Genomic DNA, 20,414 nt, shown 5'->3' with positions numbered 1-20,414 from the left:
CGAGGCGGATGAAGGCCGTGTATCGGCGAAGGCTCAGGTCAAACATGTCTGCTCCCTTCCAGGCATCCCCGCCCGGCTGATTGGATCGTGTTCGACGGCAGGTCTCCTGGCTCGCGGATATCTGTCGATCACCTGCCTTCCCGCGACATCCGCAGTGGCATGGCCCTTGGCCCGGAAAAGGCCTTGCTGGCCCTTCCCGTGATGATCGGCAATCCGCTTACAGTTGCGGGGGCAGCCACGGTCTTGGTCCCTGTTGGGTCGTCCGCACCGTGTTCCCTATTAATCCCGTCGGAGTCTTCCTCCGGGAACCGTCGGGCCCAATTAGGACGCCGGTCCGCACGGCGTCAAGTGGCGTCCTGCCCGATCCCTATCCCGGGTCTCAGGCGACCTTCGCCTCCTGCCAGACCACGTGCCCGTTCCCGACCTCCCTGCGGACGGAGAGGGGCGGGGCGTAGTCGAGCGGCTTGACGGGGCTGGGCAGCTCGCCCTCGTTCGGGAGGAAAAGGCGGCGCTCGCGGTCGGCGTCGGCAATGGGCACCGCATCCATCAGCTTGCGCGTATAGTTGTGCTGCGGGTTCTCGAACACCTGGGCGCGCGTGCCCATCTCGACGAAGCGGCCGGCATACATCACGGCGACGCGATGGCTGATCTGTTCCACCACCGCCATGTCGTGGCTGATGAACAGGTAGGAGATGCCGGTCTCGTTCTGGATGTCCTGCAAAAGGTCGAGCACCTGCGCCTGGATGGAGACGTCGAGCGCCGCGACGCTCTCGTCGGCGACGATCAGTTTCGGCGACAGCGACAGGGCGCGGGCGATGCAGATGCGCTGGCGCTGGCCGCCGGAAAATTCGTGCGGATAGCGCCGCATCTGCTCGGCCGACAGGCCGACGCGGCGGAAGAGATATTCGACGCGGTCCTTCAACTCGCTTCCCGAGGCGACGCCGTGGATGACGAGCGGCTCGGCGACGAGGTCGCCCACCCGCATGCGCGGGTCGAGCGAGGCATAGGGGTCCTGGAAGATCATCTGGATATCGCGCAGCACCGGCCGCATGGCCGCGCGGCTGAGCCCTCGCGTGCTTTTTCCGCCGATGCGGATGCCGCCGCTCCACGGCACGAGGTTGAGCAGCGCCTTCCCGGTCGTGGATTTGCCGCAGCCGGATTCGCCGACGAGCGAAAGCGTCTCGCTGCGCCCGACGGTGAAGGACACGCCCTCCACCGCATGGACGCGCCGCACCGGCCGCTGCAGGATGCCGCCCTTGATGTCGAAACGGACGACGAGATCGTCGACTTCGAGCACGGGTGCTGCCTTCTCCGCCTCTTCCTCCGCCCTGGCCTGCGCGGGCGCGCGCTTGGGCCTGTCCGTCCCGGTCATCTCGCCGAGCCGCGGCACGGCGGCGAGCAGCTTGCGCGTATAGTCGTCCTTCGGATGGTGGAAGACCTCGCGCAGCGGGCCGTGCTCCACGTCCTTGCCCTTGTTCATCACCATCACATGATCGGCCATTTCCGCCACCACGCCCATGTCGTGGGTGATGAGGATCACGGAGACGCCGTTTTCGGCCTGGAGCTTGCGGATGAGGGCGAGGATCTGCGCCTGCACGGTGACGTCGAGCGCGGTGGTCGGCTCGTCCGCGATCAGGATTTCCGGCTTCTGCGCGAGCGCCATCGCGATCATCACGCGCTGGCGCATGCCGCCCGACAGTTCATGCGGATATTGCAGCAGGCGGCGCGCGGCATCGGAAATCTGCACCTCGTCGAGCAGTTCCTTGCAGCGCTGCGCCATCGCCGCGCCCGAAAGGCCCGACCTCGATCCGACGGCCTCGGCCAGTTGCCGCCCGATGGTCAGGATGGGATTGAGCGAGGTCATCGGCTCCTGGAAGATCATGCCGATATGGCGCCCGCGCACACCGCGCATCTGGCCTTCGTCGAGTTTCAAGATATCGCGGCCGTTCATGATGGCCGATCCGCCGGCCACGCGCGCGAGGTTCTTCGGCAGCAACTGCATCAGCGACAGCACGGTCATCGACTTGCCCGAGCCGCTTTCCCCCGCGATGCACAGCGTTTCTCCGCGTTTGAGGTCGAAGGACAGCCGGTCGACGACGGTGCGCGCACCGTCGGGCGTTGCGACCTGCGTCACCAGATCCCTGACCTGCAAGAGCGGAGAAGCCGTATTCATGTCCATGCTTTCTGGATTGTGGGAGGGGCGGCCGGAGCCGCCGCCCCGCATGCCTATTCGAAGACCGAGCGCGGGAAGTAGAAGGACACGACCCAGTTCGGCTGGTCGACGATCTCGCTGATGCGCAGGTCGCCGCAGACCGAGCAGAGCATGTAGGCGTCCACCGGGTTGAGGTTCTGCGTCTGGCAGAGGAGGTCGATCATGTTGGAAAGGGCCGCCTTCGCGCCGTCCCACAGGTCCGGGCCGATGCCGGTGGTGACCTCGTAGCCCTTGGCATCGAGATGACGGGTCACGGGGCCGGGCGTGGTGAAGCGCGGCATCTTCAGCGGCGTATCCCGGATGAGGTCGAGCGTCAGCGCGACGTTCATCTGGCTTTCGATCGCCGTGCCGCAGACCTCGCCGTCGCCCTGCGCGGCATGCGTGTCGCCAATGGAGAACAGCGCACCCTCCACCTCGACCGGCAGGTAGAGCGTGGTCCCGGCGGCGATGTCCCGGATGTCGAGATTGCCGCCGACGCGCCGCGGCGGCACGACGGAATGCAGGCCCTTTTCGGCCGGCGCGACGCCGATGGTGCCGGCAAACGGCTTCAGCGGCACGCGCGCATGCTGGCCGAACAGCGCCGGCTCCAGCGTGGAGGGATTGTAGTTCCACAGCGCCAGCGCCGGCTCCTTGAAGTCGTCGGCGAGCAGGCCGAAGCCGGGAATGTTGGCCGTCCAGCCGAAGCCCGAGGGCTCGAACTCATGGATGGTGACCTTCAGCACGTCGCCGGGCCTGGCCCCATCCACGAAGATGGGGCCGCTGACCGGGTTGACCCTGGAGAAATCCATCGTCGACACGTCCGCGACGGTGCTGCCGGGATGATAGTGCCCGGCGCCGCTGTCGAGGCATTCGAATTTCAGCGTCGAGCCCGGAGCCACCGTCTCCGCCGGCTGGAACGAATTGTCCCAGCCGAAGTGATGGTGCCGGCCATGGATGGTGTACTGGCAGTTATTGCACATCTTTTGCATAGACCTCGTCGTAATTGACCGGGATGTGAACGGGATCGACGAAGATCGCATCCGGGCCGCCGAGGCGCTCGGAGCGCACGGAGAAGCGTTCCTCGTTGAAGATCGGCGCCCAGGGCGCGTCGTCCATGATCCTCAGGTAGATGTCGCGCCACAGCGCCTCGCGCTCCGCCTTTTTGGCGGGGTCGACCATCGCGTCGGCTTCCTGCGCCTTCTTGTCGAGCTCTTCGTTGCAGTACCACGACCAGTTCCAGCCGCCCTGGACCGCGCCGCCGCAGCCGAGGATCGGGCCGTAGAAGTTGGACGGGTCCGGGAAGTCGGCGATCCAGCCCATGCCGCCGGACCAGACCATCGGTGCACCGTCCGGCTCGCCGCCGGCCGCGATGACGTTGGCCTGCGCCAGCGACTTGATCGACGCCTTGATGCCGATGGCGGCGAGGTCTTGCTGGATGGCCTGTGCGATGCGCGGCTGCGGATCGGTGTTGGCGACGAACAGCTCGGTCTCGAAGCCGTCCGGAACGCCGGCCTCGGCAAGCAGCGCCTTGGCCTTTTCCGGATCGTAGGGATAGCCCTTGTAGTCTTCCGCGTAGCCCGGCATGGAGCGCGGCAGCGGCTGGTTGGCCGGCAGGGCGCGGCCGTTGATGATGCGGACGATGCGGTCCTTGTTGATGGCCATGTTGACGGCCTGGCGCACCTTCACATTGTCGAACGGCTTGATTTTCACGTTCATGGTGACGTAGCCGGTATGCAGCTGGCCGCCCTGGATGATCAGCTCCTTGAGCTTCGGATCCTGCGTCGCCTCGATGAACTTGGCCGGCGGAATGCCGTCGCCGGGAATGTCGATCTCGCCGTTCTGCAGGCGCAGCAGCGCGACAACCGGCTCCTGGCCGACCTCGAAGGTGATCTGGTCGAGCTTGGGCAGTTCGGGATTGTAATAGTCCTTGAAGCGCTCGAAGACAATGCGCTGGCCGAGCGTCCATTCGGCCATCTTGAAGGCGCCGGAGCCGACCGGATGCTTGCCGAAGTCGGCACCGTATTTCTCGACCTCCTCCTTCGGAACCACATGGGCGAAGTTCAGCGCCAGCACATGCAGGAAGGTCGCGTCGGGACGGCTCAGCTCGAACTTGATCGTATAGGGATCGGTCACGGTGATGCCGGAAAGATGGTCGGCCTTGCCGGCGGACGCTTCCTCGAAGCCGGCGATGGAGCCGAAGAAGCCGGCGCCGGGGCTCTGCGTCGCCGGGTTCACCACGCGCTCGATGGAATACTTGACGTCGTCGGCGGTCAGTTCGCGGCCGTTGTGGAACTTCACGCCCTTGCGCAGGGTGAAGACGAAGGTCTTGCCGTCCTCGGAGATCGTGTAGTCCTCGGCGATTTCCTTGCGCAGGTTGGTGGTGCCCGGCTCGTAGTCCATGAGGCCGTCGAACAGCGACTTGATCATCGACCAGTTCTGCCAGTCGTAGCCGATGGCCGGGTCGAGCGTGGAGACGTCGTCCTTGTAGGTGACGATCATCGAACCGCCCTGCTTGACGGTTTCGGCCATTGCGCCGAGCGGGGCGGCAAGACCAAGCGCCAGCACGGACGCGGCTGCGAGAAGTGTTTTTTTCATGTCTGTCCCTTTCTCTCTGGAGTGTTTTTTCACCGCAGCTTGATGCGCGGGTCGATCAGCGGAGTGATGAGGTCCGCAAGAAGGTTGCCGAGAACGATGGCGAAGGCGGAAACGATGGTGACGCCCATGATGATGGGAATGTCGACGCGCTGGATGGCCTGCCAGGCGAGCTGGCCGATGCCCGGCCAGCCGAACACGCTTTCCACCACCACGATGCCCGACATGAACAGGCCGATATCGATGCCGATCATGGCGATGATCGGCAGGACGGCGTTGGGCATGGCGTGGCGGAAGAGGATCGTCCAGCGGGCGAGGCCCTTGGCGCGGGCGGTGCGGATATAGTCCTGGCGTAAGACGTCGAGGAGCGACGAGCGCATCATGCGCGAATACCAGCCCGCGCCGAGCAGGCCGAGCGTCAGCGACGGCAGGACCATGTGCTGGAACGTGCCGTATCCGCCGATCGGGAACCAGCCGAGCTTCACCGCAAAGACGTAGAGCATCAGGATGCCGATGACGAATTGCGGCGCGGAGACGCCGACGAAGGAGAAGATCATCAGCGCGTTGTCCGTGCGGCTGCCGCGCCTTGTGGCGGCGACGACGCCCATGGTGAGGCCGATGACGAGCTCACTGACGATCGCCCCGGCCATGAGCAGGAGGCTCGCCGGAAGGCGCGACCAGATGAGCGAGGCGACCTCCGTCTTCTGGAGATAGGAGCGCCCGAGATCGCCCTGCACGAGGCCCTTCAGATAGCGCAGATATTGCTCGTAGAAGGGCAGGTTCAGCCCGAGCTGCTCGCGGATGTTCTCCACGGTCTGCGCCGTGGCGCTGCGGCCGGCGATCTGGCGCGCCGGATCGGCCGGCACCAGATAGAGCAGGATGAAGGTCACGAAGCTGATGCCGATCAGGATCATCAGCGTCTGGAGCAGCCGGCGGGCGATATAGGCGGGCATCAGTGGTGTCCCTGCTGGGTCGGGTCGAGCACGTCGCGCAGGGCATCGCCGACCAGGTTGAAGGCCAGCGCCAGCAGCAGGATCGCCGCGCCGGGAATGAAGACCAGCCAGGGCGCGCTGGTGAAATAGGTCTGGTTCTCGAAGATGATGTTGCCCCAGGAAGGGGTCGGCGGCTGTACGCCGATGCCGAGGAAGGACAGCGTCGCCTCCAAGAGCACCGTGGTGGCGATGCCGAGCGTCGCCCAGACGATCATGGTGGAGAAGAGATGCGGCAGGATATGCTTGAGGATGATGCGCGGCGCGCCCGCGCCCATCGCCCGTTCGGCCTCGATGAAGTCGCGCTCGGAGAGCGAGCGGGTCTCCGTGTAGAGCACGCGGGCGATCTGCACCCAGTTGACCATGGCGATCACCATGGCGACGATCCACAGGCTCGGCTTGAAGATGGCGGCCAGCACGATGGCGAGCAGGAGGGCCGGAAAGGCCATCATCAGGTCGGTGAAGCGCATCAGCACGGTCTCGACCCAGCCGCGGAAATAGCCGGCGCAGATGCCGACCGCCGAGCCGATCAGGACGGCGATGCCGTTCGCCACCACGCCGATGATCAGCGAGGTCTGCGCGCCGTAGATCAGGCGCGAGAACAGGTCGCGGCCGACGAGGTCGGTGCCGAACCAGAACTTGCCGTCGGGCGGCAGCGGCGCGCCCTCGAGCGTCAGCCCGTCGAAGAACTGCTCGTTCGGATCGAAGGGCACGATCCACGGCGCAAAGAGCGCCGCCACGACCGTCAGGACGATGACGAAGAGGCCGAATGCCGCCAGCCGCCGGCGCAGGATGCGGGCGAACACGCCGCGCTCGGCCTTTTTCCGGTTGCCGGGAAGGGTATCAAGCGCGCTCACGGTCGGGTCCTGCCTGCTGTTCGTTCAGGAAGCGCCGCGCCATGGCCTCGACGCTGACGCGCTCGGTCATCGCGGCAAGGCGCAGCTTCTGGTAGGCCTGCCTGGGGGACATGTTTTCCGCCAGCATCAGGATCGCGGTCGCCTGCGCCACCGCCTCGCGCTGGTCGAGGCTGTCGCGCAGCGCGCCGATCTCCGTCGCCAGCGCGTGCCGCCGGTGGAAATTGTGCATGGCGATGACCAGCGCGCTGTAGACGCCGGCGCTGCCGATCGGCTTGATGAGCTGCGCATCCGCGCCCTGCCGCAGCGCCCAGTCGATGCGCCCGGGCGCTTCGGAGCCGATCAGCGCAACGGTCGGCACCGGCGCCTGCTGCGGCTGCCAGGGGAATTGCCCGTCATAACCCATGTCCACATCGAAGAAGACGATGTTGAAGGGGGAGATGTCGGCATTCTCTGGCACGTCCGGCCAGCACTCCACCGCCTCGACGCCGATGCGCTGCAATTGCTGCGTGATGGCGTCCACATTGGCGTGGCGGCGGTGGACGATCAGCGCCGTCCAGTTTTCGAAGGCGCCCCAGGAGGGGAAGGCGAGGGAGCGGTCGGTCTTGGTCATTTGACGAGCCTCAGGAAGCCGGGCTGCTGGCCCTCGTTCATGCTGGACTTCAGATGGGTCCGGGCCATGAAGGGGTCCGGCTGGATGGCGCTTTCCGCCAGATGCACGATATCGAACCCGCCGTCATTGCGCGCGCGTCCGATATGGGCGGGCAGGGCGATGTGGTTGGTGCGGGCGTCGACGATGATATCGCCGAGCGGCGTGCTTGTCGCATGCGTCTTGCAGGAGGCGAGCACCGGCTCGATGGCATCCGTGCCGGCGCGGGCGATCCCGTCCGCGATCAGCAGAATGCTGGAATAGCTCTGGGCGAAGAAGGCCGAGATTCCGCTGCCGGAGGCGTCGCCTTGCGCCTTTTCGAGAAAGGCCCGGTTCGCCTCCCCGGGAAGCGACCGGAAATAACAGCTCACGGTGAAGTTTCCTTCCGCGTCCCCGCCCACTCTTTCCAGCTCGCTTTCGTAGAAGTTGCAGCTGAGCACCGGCCGCGCGGTGGCGCGGAAATCGGGGTCGCGCCGGCCGAGGTCGGCATAGGCCTTCAGGAAGGCATAGGAGGATTCGCCGATCAGGTTGTTGAGGATGAAATCCGGCCTCCTGACCTCGATCTCGCGGATGAGATGGCCGATATCCGTGTCGCCGATGGCGACGGCGCGCTCGCTGAGCACCTCGCCGTCGGCCGCATGCAGCATCTCGCGCGCGAGCCGGTTGGTTTCCCAGCCCCAGATATAGTTCGAGCCGAGCAGGATCGCCCGCTTGCCGAAGCGCGGCATGATGAAGTCGATCAGCGGGACCAGATGCTGGTTGGCGCAGGCCGCGATATAGACGACGCGATCGCTCGCCTCGAAGCCTTCATAGACGCAAGGGTACCACAGCACCGCATCGCGTTTCTCGACGATCGGAATGACCTCCTTGCGGCTCCACGACGTCGTGCATCCGACGACATGGCGCACGCCATGGCCGGTGACGAGATCGTCGCACAGCGCCGCATAGCGGTCGATATTGCCGCCCGGGTCGGCGGCGACGGGCTTCAGCGCGAACGGCAGGTCCTGCGCATTGACGGCCTCTATCGCGGCGATCGCGCCGCGATAGCCCTCGTATCCCAGCCGCCCGTAGGGACCGGACTGGGAGAACAGCACTCCCACGGAGATGATCTTCTTGCCGCTCGCGACCATGCCTGGAAACCAAACAAAAAAGCCCCGCCGGAACGATCGGTTCCGGAGGGGCCCAAGTGCCAATTAGAATTTTCCGGAAATTACCGAGTTCGAGGCGGATTTGTCAACTTGTTTCCACCGGCCGCCGCTTTGGGGAATTTCCTTGCGTGCGTGTCGCAGGCGCCGTGGCGCGTTCCTTATGAGGGCATTGGAACTTCTAATTTTCCAGAACCCGTGAAGGTTCCTACCCTGATCCCCGTCAAACAGCGCGTTGGCGCGGAGAAGGAGCTTCACATGAACATGTTTGCGCGGGGGATGCCCAACCAGCTTCTGCGGCTGCAGGAGATGCACAATGGCAGGAAGGTACAGCCGACCTTCTCGGCGGGCGAGATGGAGCGGCGGCAGAATGCGATGCGCCGCATTCTGGAGGAACTGAAGCTCGATGCGGCGATCCTGACCTCGTATCATAACATCTGCTACTTCTCCGATTTCCTCTATTGCTCCTTCGGCCGGCGCTACGCCTTCGTCATCACGCCGGAAAAGGCCACCTCCGTTTCCGCCGGCATCGATGCCGGCCAGCCCTGGCGCCGCACCTTCGGCGACAACATCACCTATACGGACTGGCAGCGCGACAACTTCTTCCATGCCCTGCAAACGCTCCTGCCGAAGGCTTCGCGCATCGGCATCGAGTTCGACCAGGTCGATCTCGAGCTGCGCCGCCTGCTGGAAGAGGCCTTCCCGAATGTCGAATTCGTCGACATCGGCTCGCCGACCATGTGGCTGCGCACGATCAAGTCGGACGAGGAGATCGCCCTCATCAAGGAAGGCGCCAGGACCGCCGATATCGGCGGGGCCGCCGTCGCGAAGGCGGTGCGCGAGGGCGTGCCGGAATACGAGGTGGCGCTCGCCGGCACGCAGGCCATGGTCCGCCATATCGCGAGCCGCTTCCCCCATGCCGAGCTGATGGACACCTGGGTCTGGTTCCAGTCGGGCATCAACACCGACGGGGCGCACAATCCGGTGACCTCGCGCCGCGTCGAGAAGGGCGACATCCTGTCGCTCAACTGCTTCCCGATGATCGCGGGCTACTACACGGCGCTGGAGCGCACGCTGTTCCTCGACCACGCCAGCGACGAGCACCTGCGCATCTGGGAGATCAACTGCGCGGTGCACCGTCGGGGCCTCGAACTGCTCAAGCCCGGCGCGCGCTGCGGCGACGTGGCGGCCGAGCTCAACGAGATCTACCGCGACCACGGCCTGCTCGGCTACCGCTCCTTCGGCTACGGCCATTCCTTCGGCGTGCTCTCGCATTACTACGGCCGCGAGGCGGGCGTGGAACTGCGCGAGGACATCAACACGGTGCTCCAGCCGGGCATGGTGGTCTCCATGGAGCCGATGCTGACCATCCCGGACGGCATGCCGGGAGCCGGCGGCTACCGCGAGCACGACATCCTGGTGATGACCGAAGCCGGCAGCGAGAACATCACGGGCTTCCCCTTCGGTCCGGAGCATAATATCCTCCCCGCCTGACCCGTCCGCGGGCAACTTGGAACGGGCCGTCCGATCGGCCCGTTTCCTTTTGGAAGCGGTGCCGCCCCGTGAGAAACATCCCGACCGACCTTCTTCGCACCTTCCTGGCGGTCATCGACCTGCGCAGCCACACGCGCGCCGCCGAACAGCTCGGCCGCACCCAGCCGGCCATCAGCCTGCAGATGAAGAAGCTGCAGGAACTGCTCAACGTTTCCCTCTTCACCAAGGATGCCAGTGCACAGCCGACCGAGGCGGGCGAGCTTGTCGCGAGCTATGCCCGGCAGATGCTGGCGCTTAACGACGAGATGGTGCTGCGCCTGTCGCGGCGCGACCAGCACGGCAAGATCCGCCTCGGCATTCCCAACGACTATGCCGATCATTTCCTGCCGAAGCTGATGCCGCGCCTTGCGCGCAGCGGCCACGACTTCCGTTTCGAGGTCGTCTGCGACCTCTCCCATGTCCTTCTACAGGGCCTGCGCAACGGGCTCTACGACCTTGTCGTGGCGATGACGCCGGACGGGCCGGCAGAAGGCGCGTTCATGACCTGGAAGGAGCCGCTCGCCTGGGTCGGCGACAGCCCGACCTCCCTCGTCACCGACAGCGGCGGCAACTTGCGCATCGTCTGCTATCCGGAAGGCTGCCTCTACCGGCGGGCGATGCTGACGGCGCTGCAGCGCGACGGGCGCGGCTACGATCTCGTCTATACCAGCCCCAGCCTTTCCGGTCTCGAGGCGGCGGTCGGCTCCGGCTTCGGCAATACGGTCCTCGCCCGCCGCATCCTGCCGTCGAAACTCGCAACGCTCGACGACGCCCTCGGCCTGCCAAGGCTCACGGACGTCGTCGTCGGCATCTATCTGAGCTCGGACCGCAAGCGCTCCGCGGTGGCGGAGAGCTTCGCGGCGCATTTCGCCGATGCGTTCCTCGCCGAGACGCGGGACGGCTGACGGAAAAACCCGCCGCGATCAGGCCCGCCGTACCCGGCGGATGAGGCTCAAGGCCAGGAACAGCGCGATGGAGACGGTGGTAAGCAGGCTCGCCGCCGCCATGATCGTCGGGTTGATCTGGTCGCGGATGCCCGAGAACATCTGCACCGGCAGGGTGCGCTGCTCGGCGCCCGTCAGGAAGAGCGCGACGATCACCTCGTCGAAAGAGACGGCGAAGGCGAGCAGCGCGCCGGAGACGATGCCGGGCAGGATCAGCGGCAGCGTGACGGCGAAGAAGACGCTGACGGGCCCCGCGCCGAGGCTTGCGCCGGCCCGCGAGAGGTTGGCGTCATAGGTGGAAAGCGCTGAAAGCACCGTGACGACGACGAAGGGGATGGAGAGCGCCGCATGGGCGAGCACCAGCCCGGTGCGCGTATTGGTAAGTCCAAGCGAACCGAAGAACATATAGGCCCCGACGGCGACGATGACGACGGGCATGATCATCGGCGAGATCATCAGTGCCATGACCGCCTTTCGCGCCGGAAAACCCGGCCGGCTGATGCCAAGCGCAGCGAGCGTGCCGAGCAGCGTGGCGAGCGCCGTGCTGCAGGCGGCTGCGACGAGGCTGTTGAAGAGGCTCTGCGTCCAGCGCGCGTTCTGGAAGAAATCCGCATACCAGCGCCAGGAATAGTCCTGGATCGGGAAGGTGAAGAACGGATCCTTCGAGACGGAGAGCGGGAAGACGACGAAGAGCGGCCCGATCAGGAAGACGAGCACGGCGAAGGCGAAGGCGACGACGGCGAGGCGGCAGAGCCGTTCGCCGCGGGTTGCGTAAGCGGGAAGCCACATTGTTCTCATCCAAGCTTGATGCGCTCCGCGCCGACGAGGCGCAGGAACACGAGGTAGATGGAAAGCGTCATGACGAGGAGCAGGCAGGCGAGCGCGGCGGCCATGCCCCAGTTCAGGTCGCGGTTGATGTAGGTGGCGATGAAGTTGGACATCATCTGGTCGCGCGGGCCGCCGACCAGCGCCGGCGTGATGTAGTAGCCGAGCGACAGGATGAAGGTCATCAGGCAGCCGGCGGCAACGCCCGGCAGCGTCTGGGGCGCATAGACCCGCCAGAAGGCGAAGAAGGGCGGTGCGCCGAGCGAGCGCGCCGCCCGCATCTGCCCTTCCGGAATGGACTTCATGACGCTGAGGATCGGCAGGATCGTGAAGGGAAGCTGGATATGCGTCATCGCCGTGACGGTGCCGAAGCGGGTCAGCATGAGCTGGAGCTTTTCCGTGGTGAGGCCGAGCGCCAGGAGGATCTGGTTGATCACCCCGTCCGTCTGCAGCAGCACGACCCAGGCGGTGGTGCGCACCAGAAGCGACGTCCAGAGCGGCAGCAGCACGAGGAGCAGCAGGAATCCGGCGATGCGCGACGGCGCCAGCGAGATGACATAGGCCGTGGGAAAGCCGAGGACGAGCGTCGCGGCGGTCACGAGGGCCGCGATCCAGAGCGTGCGCCCGAGAATGTCGAGGAACACCGCTTGGCTCGCCTCCACCCGCTCGATGCCGCCGGAGGCGTCCTGCGCGAGGTCGACGGATGTCAGCAGGTAATAGGGCGTGACGGCGCTGCCGTTGCGCTTGATGATCGCCCAGAGGTCGGGACTGGCCCAGACCGGATCGAGCGCCGCAAATTGCGGGGCGAGGGCGCCATCCTTGAGATTGCCGAGGTGGCGGACCACGGACATGATGCGGCTGCGCATGCCGGCGCTTTCGTAGTTCAGCCGCTTGCCGAGCGATGCGGCGGTGTTGTCCTCCTTCGCGCGGGCAAGGTCGGCGGCAAGCGCGGCGAAGGCCTCTTCGCCCGGCGTGGTGCGCCCGTCCCAGCCGTCGAGCGCGGCGACGGTCTGCGGCAGGACGCTGCGGACCTCCGGGTTGCGCACGGCGGTGGTGAGGAAGAGGCCGATCGGGGCGGCGAAGGTGACGACGAGGAAGAGGAGCGCCGGCAGCGCGAGCGCGAAGGCGCGAAGGCGGTTCGGCCGCTCGGCCCGGCGCAGGGCCGCGCCGAGGCTGCCCGACGTAGGCGGAATGGCAAGGGACATGGTCTCGGTCATGGCTACCTCGTCAGCGTTCGGCAATCGGCGGCGAAACAGGCCATGCCGATGCGGCTTCCCGGCAGGATCGCCGCGCCCTCGGCGGCCGGCACGGAAGCGACGAGCCGCTCGCTGCCGAAGGCCTCCAGCGTCAGCCGCACCCGGTCTCCGAGGAAAGTCCTGTCGAGGACGCGGGCGGGGATACGGTTTTCGGCGTCTCTACGGTCGGGGCCGTCGAGGCCGAGCCGCTCGGGGCGGAGCGAGACCGTGAGGTCCGCGCGCGCTTGGCCGGACGGCCCGGTCGTGAGGAGCCGCGTTCCGTCCGGCATCCGCACGACGCCGAAACCGTTCTCCGTCCCGGCGAATTCGCAGGCGAGCGTGTTGTTGTCGCCGATGAAGCCGGCGACGAAACGGTTTTCCGGCCGGTCGTAGAGCGTCATCGGGTCGGAAAGCTGCTGGATGCGGCCCTCGTGGAAGACCGCGATGCGGTCCGACATGGTGAGCGCTTCCGACTGGTCGTGCGTCACATAGACCATGGTGATGCCGAGCTGCTGCTGGATCCGCCTGATCTCGACCTGCATGTGCTCGCGCAATTGCTTGTCGAGCGCGCCGAGCGGCTCGTCCATCAGGATCAGCTTCGGCTTGAACACCATGGCGCGGGCGAGCGCGACGCGCTGCTGCTGCCCGCCGGAAAGCTGCGCCGGACGGCGTTCGCCAAGGCCGGTGAGCTTGACCATGGAAAGCGCTTCCTCGACCCGGCGCTTTGCCTCCGCTCCCCTGATGCCGCGATAGCGCAACGGGAAGCCGATATTCTCGGCCACCGTCATATGCGGGAAGAGCGCATAGTTCTGAAAGACGAAGCCGATGTCGCGGCGCTCCGGCGGCAGGCGTTCCACGGCCTGTCCTTCGAGCAGGATGCGCCCGCTCGTCGGCTGCTCGAAGCCGCCGAGCATCATCAGCGTCGTCGTCTTGCCGGAGCCGGAAGGACCGAGCATGGTGAGGAATTCGCTCCGCCGCACCGCAAGGTTCAGGTCCTCGACGACGAGCGTGCGCCCGTCATAGGTCTTCTGCACGCGCTCGAAAGCGACCATGGTCTCGCTGGCTGTCGTGATCGGCGGCGCCTTGTCGAGGCGCCCCCTTTCCATCGTCATCGTGTTCATCTGCGCGCTCCTCAGTTGGAAAGCCAGGTGGTGAAGCGCTTGCGGATCTCGTCGCCATGGTCCGCCCAGAAGGCGTTGTCGAGCGTCAGGGAGGTCGTCAGGTTCTGCGGGCTGGTCGGCAGGTTCCTGGCATCGTCGGAGGCCACCTCCGCGGCGGCCGTCGTGCGGACGGGGCCGTAGGGAATGTATTTCGCGATGCCGGCCAGCACCTTCGGTTCGACGGCGAAATGGATGAAGGCGAGCGAGCTCTCCATGTCCTTCGCGCCCTTCGGGATGACCCAGTAGTTGGAATCGAGGATCTGGTTGTCCCAGACGATGCCGAAATGGCGTCCTTCCTTGTTGGCGTTGAAGATGCGCCCGTTCCATGCCGTCGTCATGGTCACCTCGCCCGAGGCGAGGAGCTGCGGGGCCTGCGCGCCCGCCTCCCACCAGACGATCTCCTTCTTGATCGTGTCGAGCTTGGCGAAGGCGCGGTCGAGGCCTTCTGGCGTGGCGAGCACCGTATAGACATCCTGCGGGGCGACGCCGTCGGCCAGCAGCGCGAATTCCAGATTGGTCGCCGGGTTCTTCCACAGGCCGCGCTTGCCGGGGAAATTCGCAAGGTCGAAGAGATCGGCCAGCTTCGTCGGCGGCTTGGCGAGCTTGTCCTCGTCATAGGAAAGGATCGTCGCATAGACGATCGTGCCGACGCCGCAGTCCGATGTCGTGCCGTCGAGCCAGTCCGATTTCGGCCCGATCTTCTCCCAGTCGATCGTTTCGAAAATGCCCTCGTCGCAGCCCTGGAGCAGTGTCGGGGCGTCGACGTCGACAACGTCGATGGTCGTGTTGCCGCTGTCGATCATCGCCTTGATCTTGGCGATCTCGCCGCCGTATTCCTGCTCGGAGACGGGCCTTCCGGTCTCCTCGGCATAGGCGGTGAACACCGCCTTTCTCTGGGCTTCCTGATAGGCGCCGCCGAAACTCATGACGGAAAGCGGCTCGGCGGCCATCGTCGTGCCGAGCGCGAGACCATAGGCAAGCGTCGTCGCTGCCAGGAACATGCGTGTTCTGAACATGGAAATTCCTCTCTGGAGACAGATCTGATGTACCCGTCACAGCGCCCGTCTTGCTTGCGGGCTATGGGGAAAGCCTATGTTGCGACATGCCGCGGCGCAAATAAGTTGCTGTCATGGGAACATGAGTGCCGCTTATCGGGGCGCGCGCATAAATATGATCTTGAAAGTCATGTTTTTGCTGTCTAGTAGTCGCCCACTTCCGGACTGGTAGCAGGCAGAGCGTGGCCGCTGATCTTGAAAGCATCTATCTCGGCATGCGCCGGTCGTTGATGGCGACGGCCCTCAGGGTCGTCCGCGATCCGCAGATCGCCGAGGACCTTGCCCAGGAAAGCTACCTGCGCGTGCGGCGTGCCATGGAAAAGGGGCCGGTCGAGCATGTGGAGGCGTTCCTCCATCGCACCGCCCACAACCTCGCCCTCGATTACCTGCGCAAGAACAGGACGCGCGGCCATGTCGAAACCATGGATGCCGCGGCCCCTTCGGCGCTGGACGTGGCGGACGCCACGCCTTCGGCCGAGGAGCGGATGATCCAGGCCGACAGGCTCCGGCATGTCGAGGACCTGCTCACGCAACTGCCGGACCGGGCGCGGCGCGTCTGGCTCCTGAGCAGAGTAGAAGGATGGTCCTATCCCCGGATCGCGGAGCATCTCGGCGTGTCCCCGAACACCGTCTTCAACGACGTCAAGCTCGTCATGGGCAGTCTGCGGGACCTTTTCAGCCGCCTTGATCGAGGATGAAATCGTGTTGAAGCAAAGCCCCGGCACAGGAAGCCTGCCCGCGACGCACCCTGGACATCGTCTCTGTCCGAGGGTTCGTTGTGAGATCGCGCGGGCTGAAACGTCATCCTGTGGAAGGGCGTGCCAATCGAAGAAGAAGGGATGGGCGCTTTGAGCCTGGAGAAACCCGACCGGAACGTTCCGGGCATCGAGCCGGCAGATGCAGGGTCCGTCGCGGACCAGGCGCTGGACTGGTTCGTCCGCCTGCAGGGGGCCGAGGATCCGGCCGAGCTGGCGGCATTCGGCCGCTGGCGCGGCGAGAGCGCGCAGAACGAGCGGGCCTATGCCGAACTTCTGCGGATCTGGAACCTGCCGGAGGTCGCCGCCGCCTCGCAGAACCTCGCGCGGGCGCAGGGCACGCAGGGCCGCCGACCCGTTCCCGCAAGCGGCCGGTCGGCGCGCCGACCCGGGATGAGGACCGTGGCGGCGATGGCCGCGTGCATCGCTCTCGTCGTCGGCGTGCTGGAATATCCCGCGCTCCTGATCCGCTGGCAGGCGGATTATCTGACGGCCGCCGGCGAGCAGAAGGATGTCACTCTGCCGGACGGCTCGCGGATGCTGCTGAATACGGCAAGCGCGGTCGCGCTCGACTTCGAAGGCGGTCGGCGCGACGTGCGCGTGCTGGACGGCGAGGCGTGGTTCGACGTCAGGCACGATCCGGCCCACCCCTTCAGGGTCGCCGGGCGCTATGGCGAGGCCGAGGTGAAGGGAACGTCCTTCGCCGTCCGCTCCGGCGATGAAGGCGACCGCGTCGTTCTGGAGCGCGGACGGGTCGATGTCGCCCGCCTGCCGGACCGTGGGCAGGGCGTGGAACTCCGGCCCGGCGAGATGATCGAGGTGGAGGAGGATGCGCTCTCCCCCATCCGTCCGGCCGATCCCGTGCGTGACCTCGCATGGCGCGAGGGTCGGGTGATCTTCTATTCCAAGCCGTTCGGCGCGGTGATCCGCGAGCTCTCCCGCTATTACGGCGGGCGGGTCATCACGCTGAACGATCGCGCTGCGGACGTGCTGGTCAGCGGCAACTATCGCCTGGAGGAAGCCGAGAACGCGATCCGCAGCCTGGCGGAAGTCGTCGGGGCGAAATGGACCCGCCTTCCGGGCGGCGTCATAATCCTTCGATAAATTCTCAAGTTTTTTTGTGAGATTGCCCGGCGGCTTACGTCGAATGGGTATTGGCGGCGGCAGGGGATGCCGCCGCCGCATCCGACGACGTTTGAAGGGGTAGGGAAATGGCGAAAGCCGGTGGTATCGACAAGAGGCATGGCAGCAGGACGACCCGTTGGGCGCTTCTGGCGTCGACGGTATTGGCGAGCGTTGCGATGACGCCCGCCGAGGCGGTCGCCCAGCAGAAGACGAGCCGCGTCTCCATGGAGACCAGGGGCGTTGCCTTCTCCATCCCGGCCCAGCCCTTGCCCGATGCGCTCGATGCCTTCATTCGCGCGACCGGCTGGCAGGTCGGCTATTCCGCAAGCGCGCTTTCCGGCAAGCGCTCGCAGGCGGTTTCCGGGCAGATGCCGCCCGCCGCGGCGCTGCGACGGCTGATCGCCGGCAGCGGCCTCTCGGTGCGCATGACCGGCCCGACGACCGCGGCGCTGGTCGATCTCCAGGCGACGGGCACCATCGACGGCGCGGCAGCCGATGCGGACGGATCGACGGTGCTCGAGGCCATCACGGTCGACGGCGCCCGCACCGGCAACGGCGCCGACGATCCCTATGTCGCATCGGATTCGAGCGCCTATATCACCGGCGACCAGATCGAGCGCTATCGCGGGGCGAGCCCCGCCGATATCCTGAAGGGCGCGCCGGGCGTCTATTCGGGCCAGAGCCGCGCCAGCGGCGGCATCGACGCGAATATCCGCGGCCTGCAGGGCCAGGGCCGCGTTCCCGTCACCGTCGACGGCGCGCAGAACTCGACCGCGATGTACCGGGGCTATCAGGGCATTGCCAATTCGACCTTCATCGATCCCGATTTCATCGGCGGCGTCGCCGTCGAGAAGGGACCGAGCACCAGCGCGACCGGCGCCGGCGCCATCGGCGGCATGGTCAGCATGCGCACGCTGAATGCCGACGACATCATCCCGGAAGGCGAGAATTTCGGCGCGCGCATGAAGATCGAGGGCAGCAGCAACACGACCTCACCCTGGACGTCCCTGTCGAAGCGCCACCTGGCGCTCTCCGGTGAACGGGACACGGCCGGCTATCTCTGGACGCTGCCGGGAAGCAAGGTGGACCGTCCGGGCCTCTTCGACATCAATTCGGGCTCGGCGAGCCTCGTTCTCGCCGGACGGAGCGAGAATGTCGATATCCTGGGCGGCTTTTCGCGCCGCGTTTCCGGCAATTACCACGCGGGCAGGAACGGCAGCGGCGCGCCGAGCCCGGCGGCATGCGACGATGCCGCCGGCCGCGATTGCGCGCTCGACTGGTACGAGAAGGGCCTGTCGATCTATCTTCCGGGCGAGGAGGTCCTGAACACCTCGCAGGACATCTACTCCGGCCTGCTGAAAGGAACATTTCGCTTCGGCGACGACCATACGCTGGAACTCGGCTATTCGCTCTATGACAGCACCTTCGGCGAGCAATATGCCACGGAACTGGCGACCGACAGCGACTCGACCTACCAGCGCAATCCCTCCCATATCCGCGTCGATACCCTGACCAGCCGCTACCACTGGGACCCTGAAAGCGACCTCGTCGATCTCAAGTGGAACCTGTGGGGAAGCTGGCTCGACGAGGAGACGCAAGCGGTCGACGGCACGATCACCAAGGAATCGCAGATGCGGGGCACGGATCTGTCGAACACCTCGCGCTTCCAGACGTCCTTCGGCGACATCTCCCTGCAATACGGCCTGTCCTATCTCCACGAGGAGACGCGGCCGCTGGATGTCGGGGGAAATGTCGCGCCGCGGAACGGCGAGCGTTGGGAGGCCTCGGCCTTCACCAATGCGGGCTGGCAGGCGCTCGACTGGCTCAAGCTCGACGGCGGCCTGCGCTACCATCGCTTCGAATCCCGCAACAATGCTCCGGGAAACACCGACCCGGTCCAGACGGACGATGCGCTCGACTATTCGAGCACCCTGACCGTGACGCCGCTCGAAGGCTGGAACGTCTATGGCAGCTACAAGAACGCCGCGCGCCTGCCGTCCCTGTTCGAATCGGCCGGCGGCTTCGCCACGGTGGTCGATCCGAACTTGCGGCCCGAAACCTCGAAAACCTGGGAATTCGGCACGAACCTCACCCGTGAAGGCGTCTTCGACGGCGATGACAGCCTGCGGCTGAAAGTCGGCTATTTCGACAGCACGATCGACGACTACATCAACCGGACGCGGGTCAACAGCACGACCATGCGGATCCGCAATATCGAGCAGGCGAAGTTCTCGGGCGTCGATCTTTCCGCCCGCTACGAGCGCGGCGGCTTCACCGCCGAGCTGGGCGGCTCCTACTACACCAATGTCGAATATTGCGTGACCGTCGCGACTTGCGCGAATTCCTCGCTTGCGAGCGACTACGCCACGAACTACGTTCCCCCGGAATACCAGGTGAACCTGACGCTGACGCAGACCCTGCTGGACGAGCGGCTTTCGCTGAGCAGCCGGTTTTCCCATATCGGGCCGCGCGCCGCCGGCGCCCAGGCTCCGGGGCAGGGCGGCGCCAGCCTCATCGCGCAGATTCCGTGGAAGCCCTATACCATCGTCGACGTATGGGCGTCCTACAAGCTGACCGACTATGCGACGCTCAGCCTTGCGGTCGAGAACCTCACGGACGTCTATTATGTCGAGCCGCTGAGCCTGACGCGGGTTCCCTCGCCGGGACGGACGATCCGCGTCAGCCTGACGACCGATCTTTCCGCATCCTCCCTCGAAGGCGCGCTCGGCCTCGACGATGCCGACACCTATGACTGGACCGGTTTCCATGCCGGCCTTCATGCCGGCACGGGGCTGACCAGCTTCCAGATGGCCGATTTCTCCCAGAACGGCATGAACCCGCAGAATTACAGCTTCGGGGACACGTCCGGCTACGCCGCCGGTTTCCAGATGGGCTACGACTACCAGCTCGCCAACAATGTCGTCCTCGGCGTCGGCGGCGAGTTCTCGTGGTCGAACACCCACAAGGACATGGTCATCACCGGAATACAGGGTGGAGAGGTCGATACCAACTGGTTCGCCGGCGTGCATGGGCGCATCGGCTATGCCATCGGCGACATCCTGATCTTCGGCAAGGCGGGCTATGCCGTGGCGGACATGGATGGCAAATACAAGCGCGCCCGGCGCATCGCCGGCCAGCTCGTCTGGTCCGAGGCCTCCGACAACAGCCGCTTCTCCGGCTGGACGGCGGGCGGCGGCATCGAATATGCCCTCTCCGACAAGGTCACCGTCACGGGCGAATACAGCTTCGCCAACCTGTCGCATGGCAGCTTCGAGACGCCGGAGCTCAACGGCATCGCCTATCGATGGAAGGGCAAGCCCCGCATGGACCAGATCAAGCTGGGCGTGAACTACCGGTTCTAG

The 20,414-nt window shown here is 65.7% G+C and carries 16 protein-coding genes and 1 riboswitch; of the genes, 5 read left to right on the top strand and 11 right to left on the bottom strand.

All coding sequences use genetic code 11. The features are described from left to right. Positions 1-78 precede the first annotated feature (78 nt). Positions 79-328: riboswitch (cobalamin riboswitch) on the bottom strand. 51 nt (positions 329-379) lie between these two features. The 7 genes from ShzoTeo12_RS26390 to ShzoTeo12_RS26360 are packed head-to-tail and all read right to left on the bottom strand — an operon-like array spanning position 380 to position 8,405. Next, complete coding sequence (locus tag ShzoTeo12_RS26390) at positions 380-2,173, bottom strand: ABC transporter ATP-binding protein (RefSeq protein WP_318913178.1); 1,794 nt, start codon at positions 2,171-2,173, stop codon at positions 380-382. A 53-nt stretch (positions 2,174-2,226) separates the two neighbouring features. Next, on the bottom strand, positions 2,227-3,171 hold the full coding sequence (locus ShzoTeo12_RS26385; RefSeq protein WP_318913176.1) for an acetamidase/formamidase family protein: 945 nt from the start codon (positions 3,169-3,171) through the stop codon (positions 2,227-2,229). After that, a complete protein-coding gene (locus ShzoTeo12_RS26380; protein WP_413251176.1) occupies positions 3,161-4,786 on the bottom strand; it encodes an ABC transporter substrate-binding protein in 1,626 nt (541 codons plus the stop codon). The genes ShzoTeo12_RS26385 and ShzoTeo12_RS26380 overlap by 11 nt, the downstream gene beginning before the upstream one ends. A gap of 29 nt (positions 4,787-4,815) precedes the next feature. Continuing rightward, a complete protein-coding gene (locus tag ShzoTeo12_RS26375; protein ID WP_318913174.1) occupies positions 4,816-5,736 on the bottom strand; it encodes an ABC transporter permease in 921 nt (306 codons plus the stop codon). Next, complete coding sequence (locus ShzoTeo12_RS26370) at positions 5,736-6,629, bottom strand: ABC transporter permease (RefSeq protein WP_318913173.1); 894 nt, start codon at positions 6,627-6,629, stop codon at positions 5,736-5,738. Before ShzoTeo12_RS26370 ends, ShzoTeo12_RS26375 begins: the two co-directional genes overlap by 1 nt. Further along, entirely contained in the window at positions 6,616-7,239 is a 624-nt protein-coding gene (locus ShzoTeo12_RS26365; RefSeq protein ID WP_119255395.1) for an ANTAR domain-containing response regulator, read from the bottom strand. The genes ShzoTeo12_RS26370 and ShzoTeo12_RS26365 overlap by 14 nt, the downstream gene beginning before the upstream one ends. Next, positions 7,236-8,405 (bottom strand): transporter substrate-binding protein, encoded by a 1,170-nt coding sequence (locus tag ShzoTeo12_RS26360; RefSeq protein WP_318913171.1) that lies wholly within the window; start codon positions 8,403-8,405, stop codon positions 7,236-7,238. Before ShzoTeo12_RS26360 ends, ShzoTeo12_RS26365 begins: the two co-directional genes overlap by 4 nt. A gap of 294 nt (positions 8,406-8,699) precedes the next feature. On the opposite strand from ShzoTeo12_RS26360, the gene ShzoTeo12_RS26355 reads away from it, so the two are divergent. Further along, positions 8,700-9,914, top strand: coding sequence for a M24 family metallopeptidase (locus ShzoTeo12_RS26355; RefSeq protein WP_318914380.1), 1,215 nt, complete (start codon positions 8,700-8,702; stop codon positions 9,912-9,914). A 68-nt stretch (positions 9,915-9,982) separates the two neighbouring features. Further along, complete coding sequence (locus ShzoTeo12_RS26350; RefSeq protein WP_318913170.1) at positions 9,983-10,858, top strand: LysR family transcriptional regulator; 876 nt, start codon at positions 9,983-9,985, stop codon at positions 10,856-10,858. An 18-nt stretch (positions 10,859-10,876) separates the two neighbouring features. Here ShzoTeo12_RS26350 and ShzoTeo12_RS26345 read toward each other — a convergent pair whose 3' ends face one another. From ShzoTeo12_RS26345 to ShzoTeo12_RS26330, 4 genes are read right to left on the bottom strand one after another with little or no spacing between them, the layout of a single operon-like run. Next, a complete protein-coding gene (locus ShzoTeo12_RS26345) occupies positions 10,877-11,686 on the bottom strand; it encodes an ABC transporter permease (protein ID WP_318913169.1) in 810 nt (269 codons plus the stop codon). Between the two features lie 5 nt (positions 11,687-11,691). Then, complete coding sequence (locus tag ShzoTeo12_RS26340; RefSeq protein WP_318913168.1) at positions 11,692-12,939, bottom strand: ABC transporter permease; 1,248 nt, start codon at positions 12,937-12,939, stop codon at positions 11,692-11,694. Between the two features lie 2 nt (positions 12,940-12,941). Continuing rightward, positions 12,942-14,078: an ABC transporter ATP-binding protein gene (locus tag ShzoTeo12_RS26335; protein ID WP_318913167.1), complete on the bottom strand. Its 1,137-nt coding sequence runs from the start codon at positions 14,076-14,078 to the stop codon at positions 12,942-12,944. 11 nt (positions 14,079-14,089) lie between these two features. Then, the gene (locus ShzoTeo12_RS26330; RefSeq protein ID WP_318913165.1) at positions 14,090-15,133 is read right to left on the bottom strand and encodes an ABC transporter substrate-binding protein; all 1,044 of its coding nucleotides are present in this window, start codon (positions 15,131-15,133) and stop codon (positions 14,090-14,092) included. Positions 15,134-15,354: 221 nt separating this feature from the next. On the opposite strand from ShzoTeo12_RS26330, the gene ShzoTeo12_RS26325 reads away from it, so the two are divergent. The 3 genes from ShzoTeo12_RS26325 to ShzoTeo12_RS26315 all read left to right on the top strand — a co-directional run bounded on the left by ShzoTeo12_RS26325 (position 15,355) and on the right by ShzoTeo12_RS26315 (position 20,414). Further along, positions 15,355-15,870, top strand: coding sequence for an RNA polymerase sigma factor (locus ShzoTeo12_RS26325; protein WP_318913164.1), 516 nt, complete (start codon positions 15,355-15,357; stop codon positions 15,868-15,870). A gap of 141 nt (positions 15,871-16,011) precedes the next feature. Beyond that, on the top strand, positions 16,012-17,031 hold the full coding sequence (locus ShzoTeo12_RS26320; RefSeq protein ID WP_318913163.1) for a FecR family protein: 1,020 nt from the start codon (positions 16,012-16,014) through the stop codon (positions 17,029-17,031). Between the two features lie 107 nt (positions 17,032-17,138). Continuing rightward, positions 17,139-20,414: a TonB-dependent receptor domain-containing protein gene (locus ShzoTeo12_RS26315; protein WP_318913161.1), complete on the top strand. Its 3,276-nt coding sequence runs from the start codon at positions 17,139-17,141 to the stop codon at positions 20,412-20,414.

Source organism: Shinella zoogloeoides (assembly GCF_033705735.1).
GTDB classification, from domain to species: Bacteria; Pseudomonadota; Alphaproteobacteria; order Rhizobiales; family Rhizobiaceae; genus Shinella; species Shinella zoogloeoides_A.
This window is presented reverse-complemented; position numbering and strand designations above follow the sequence as displayed.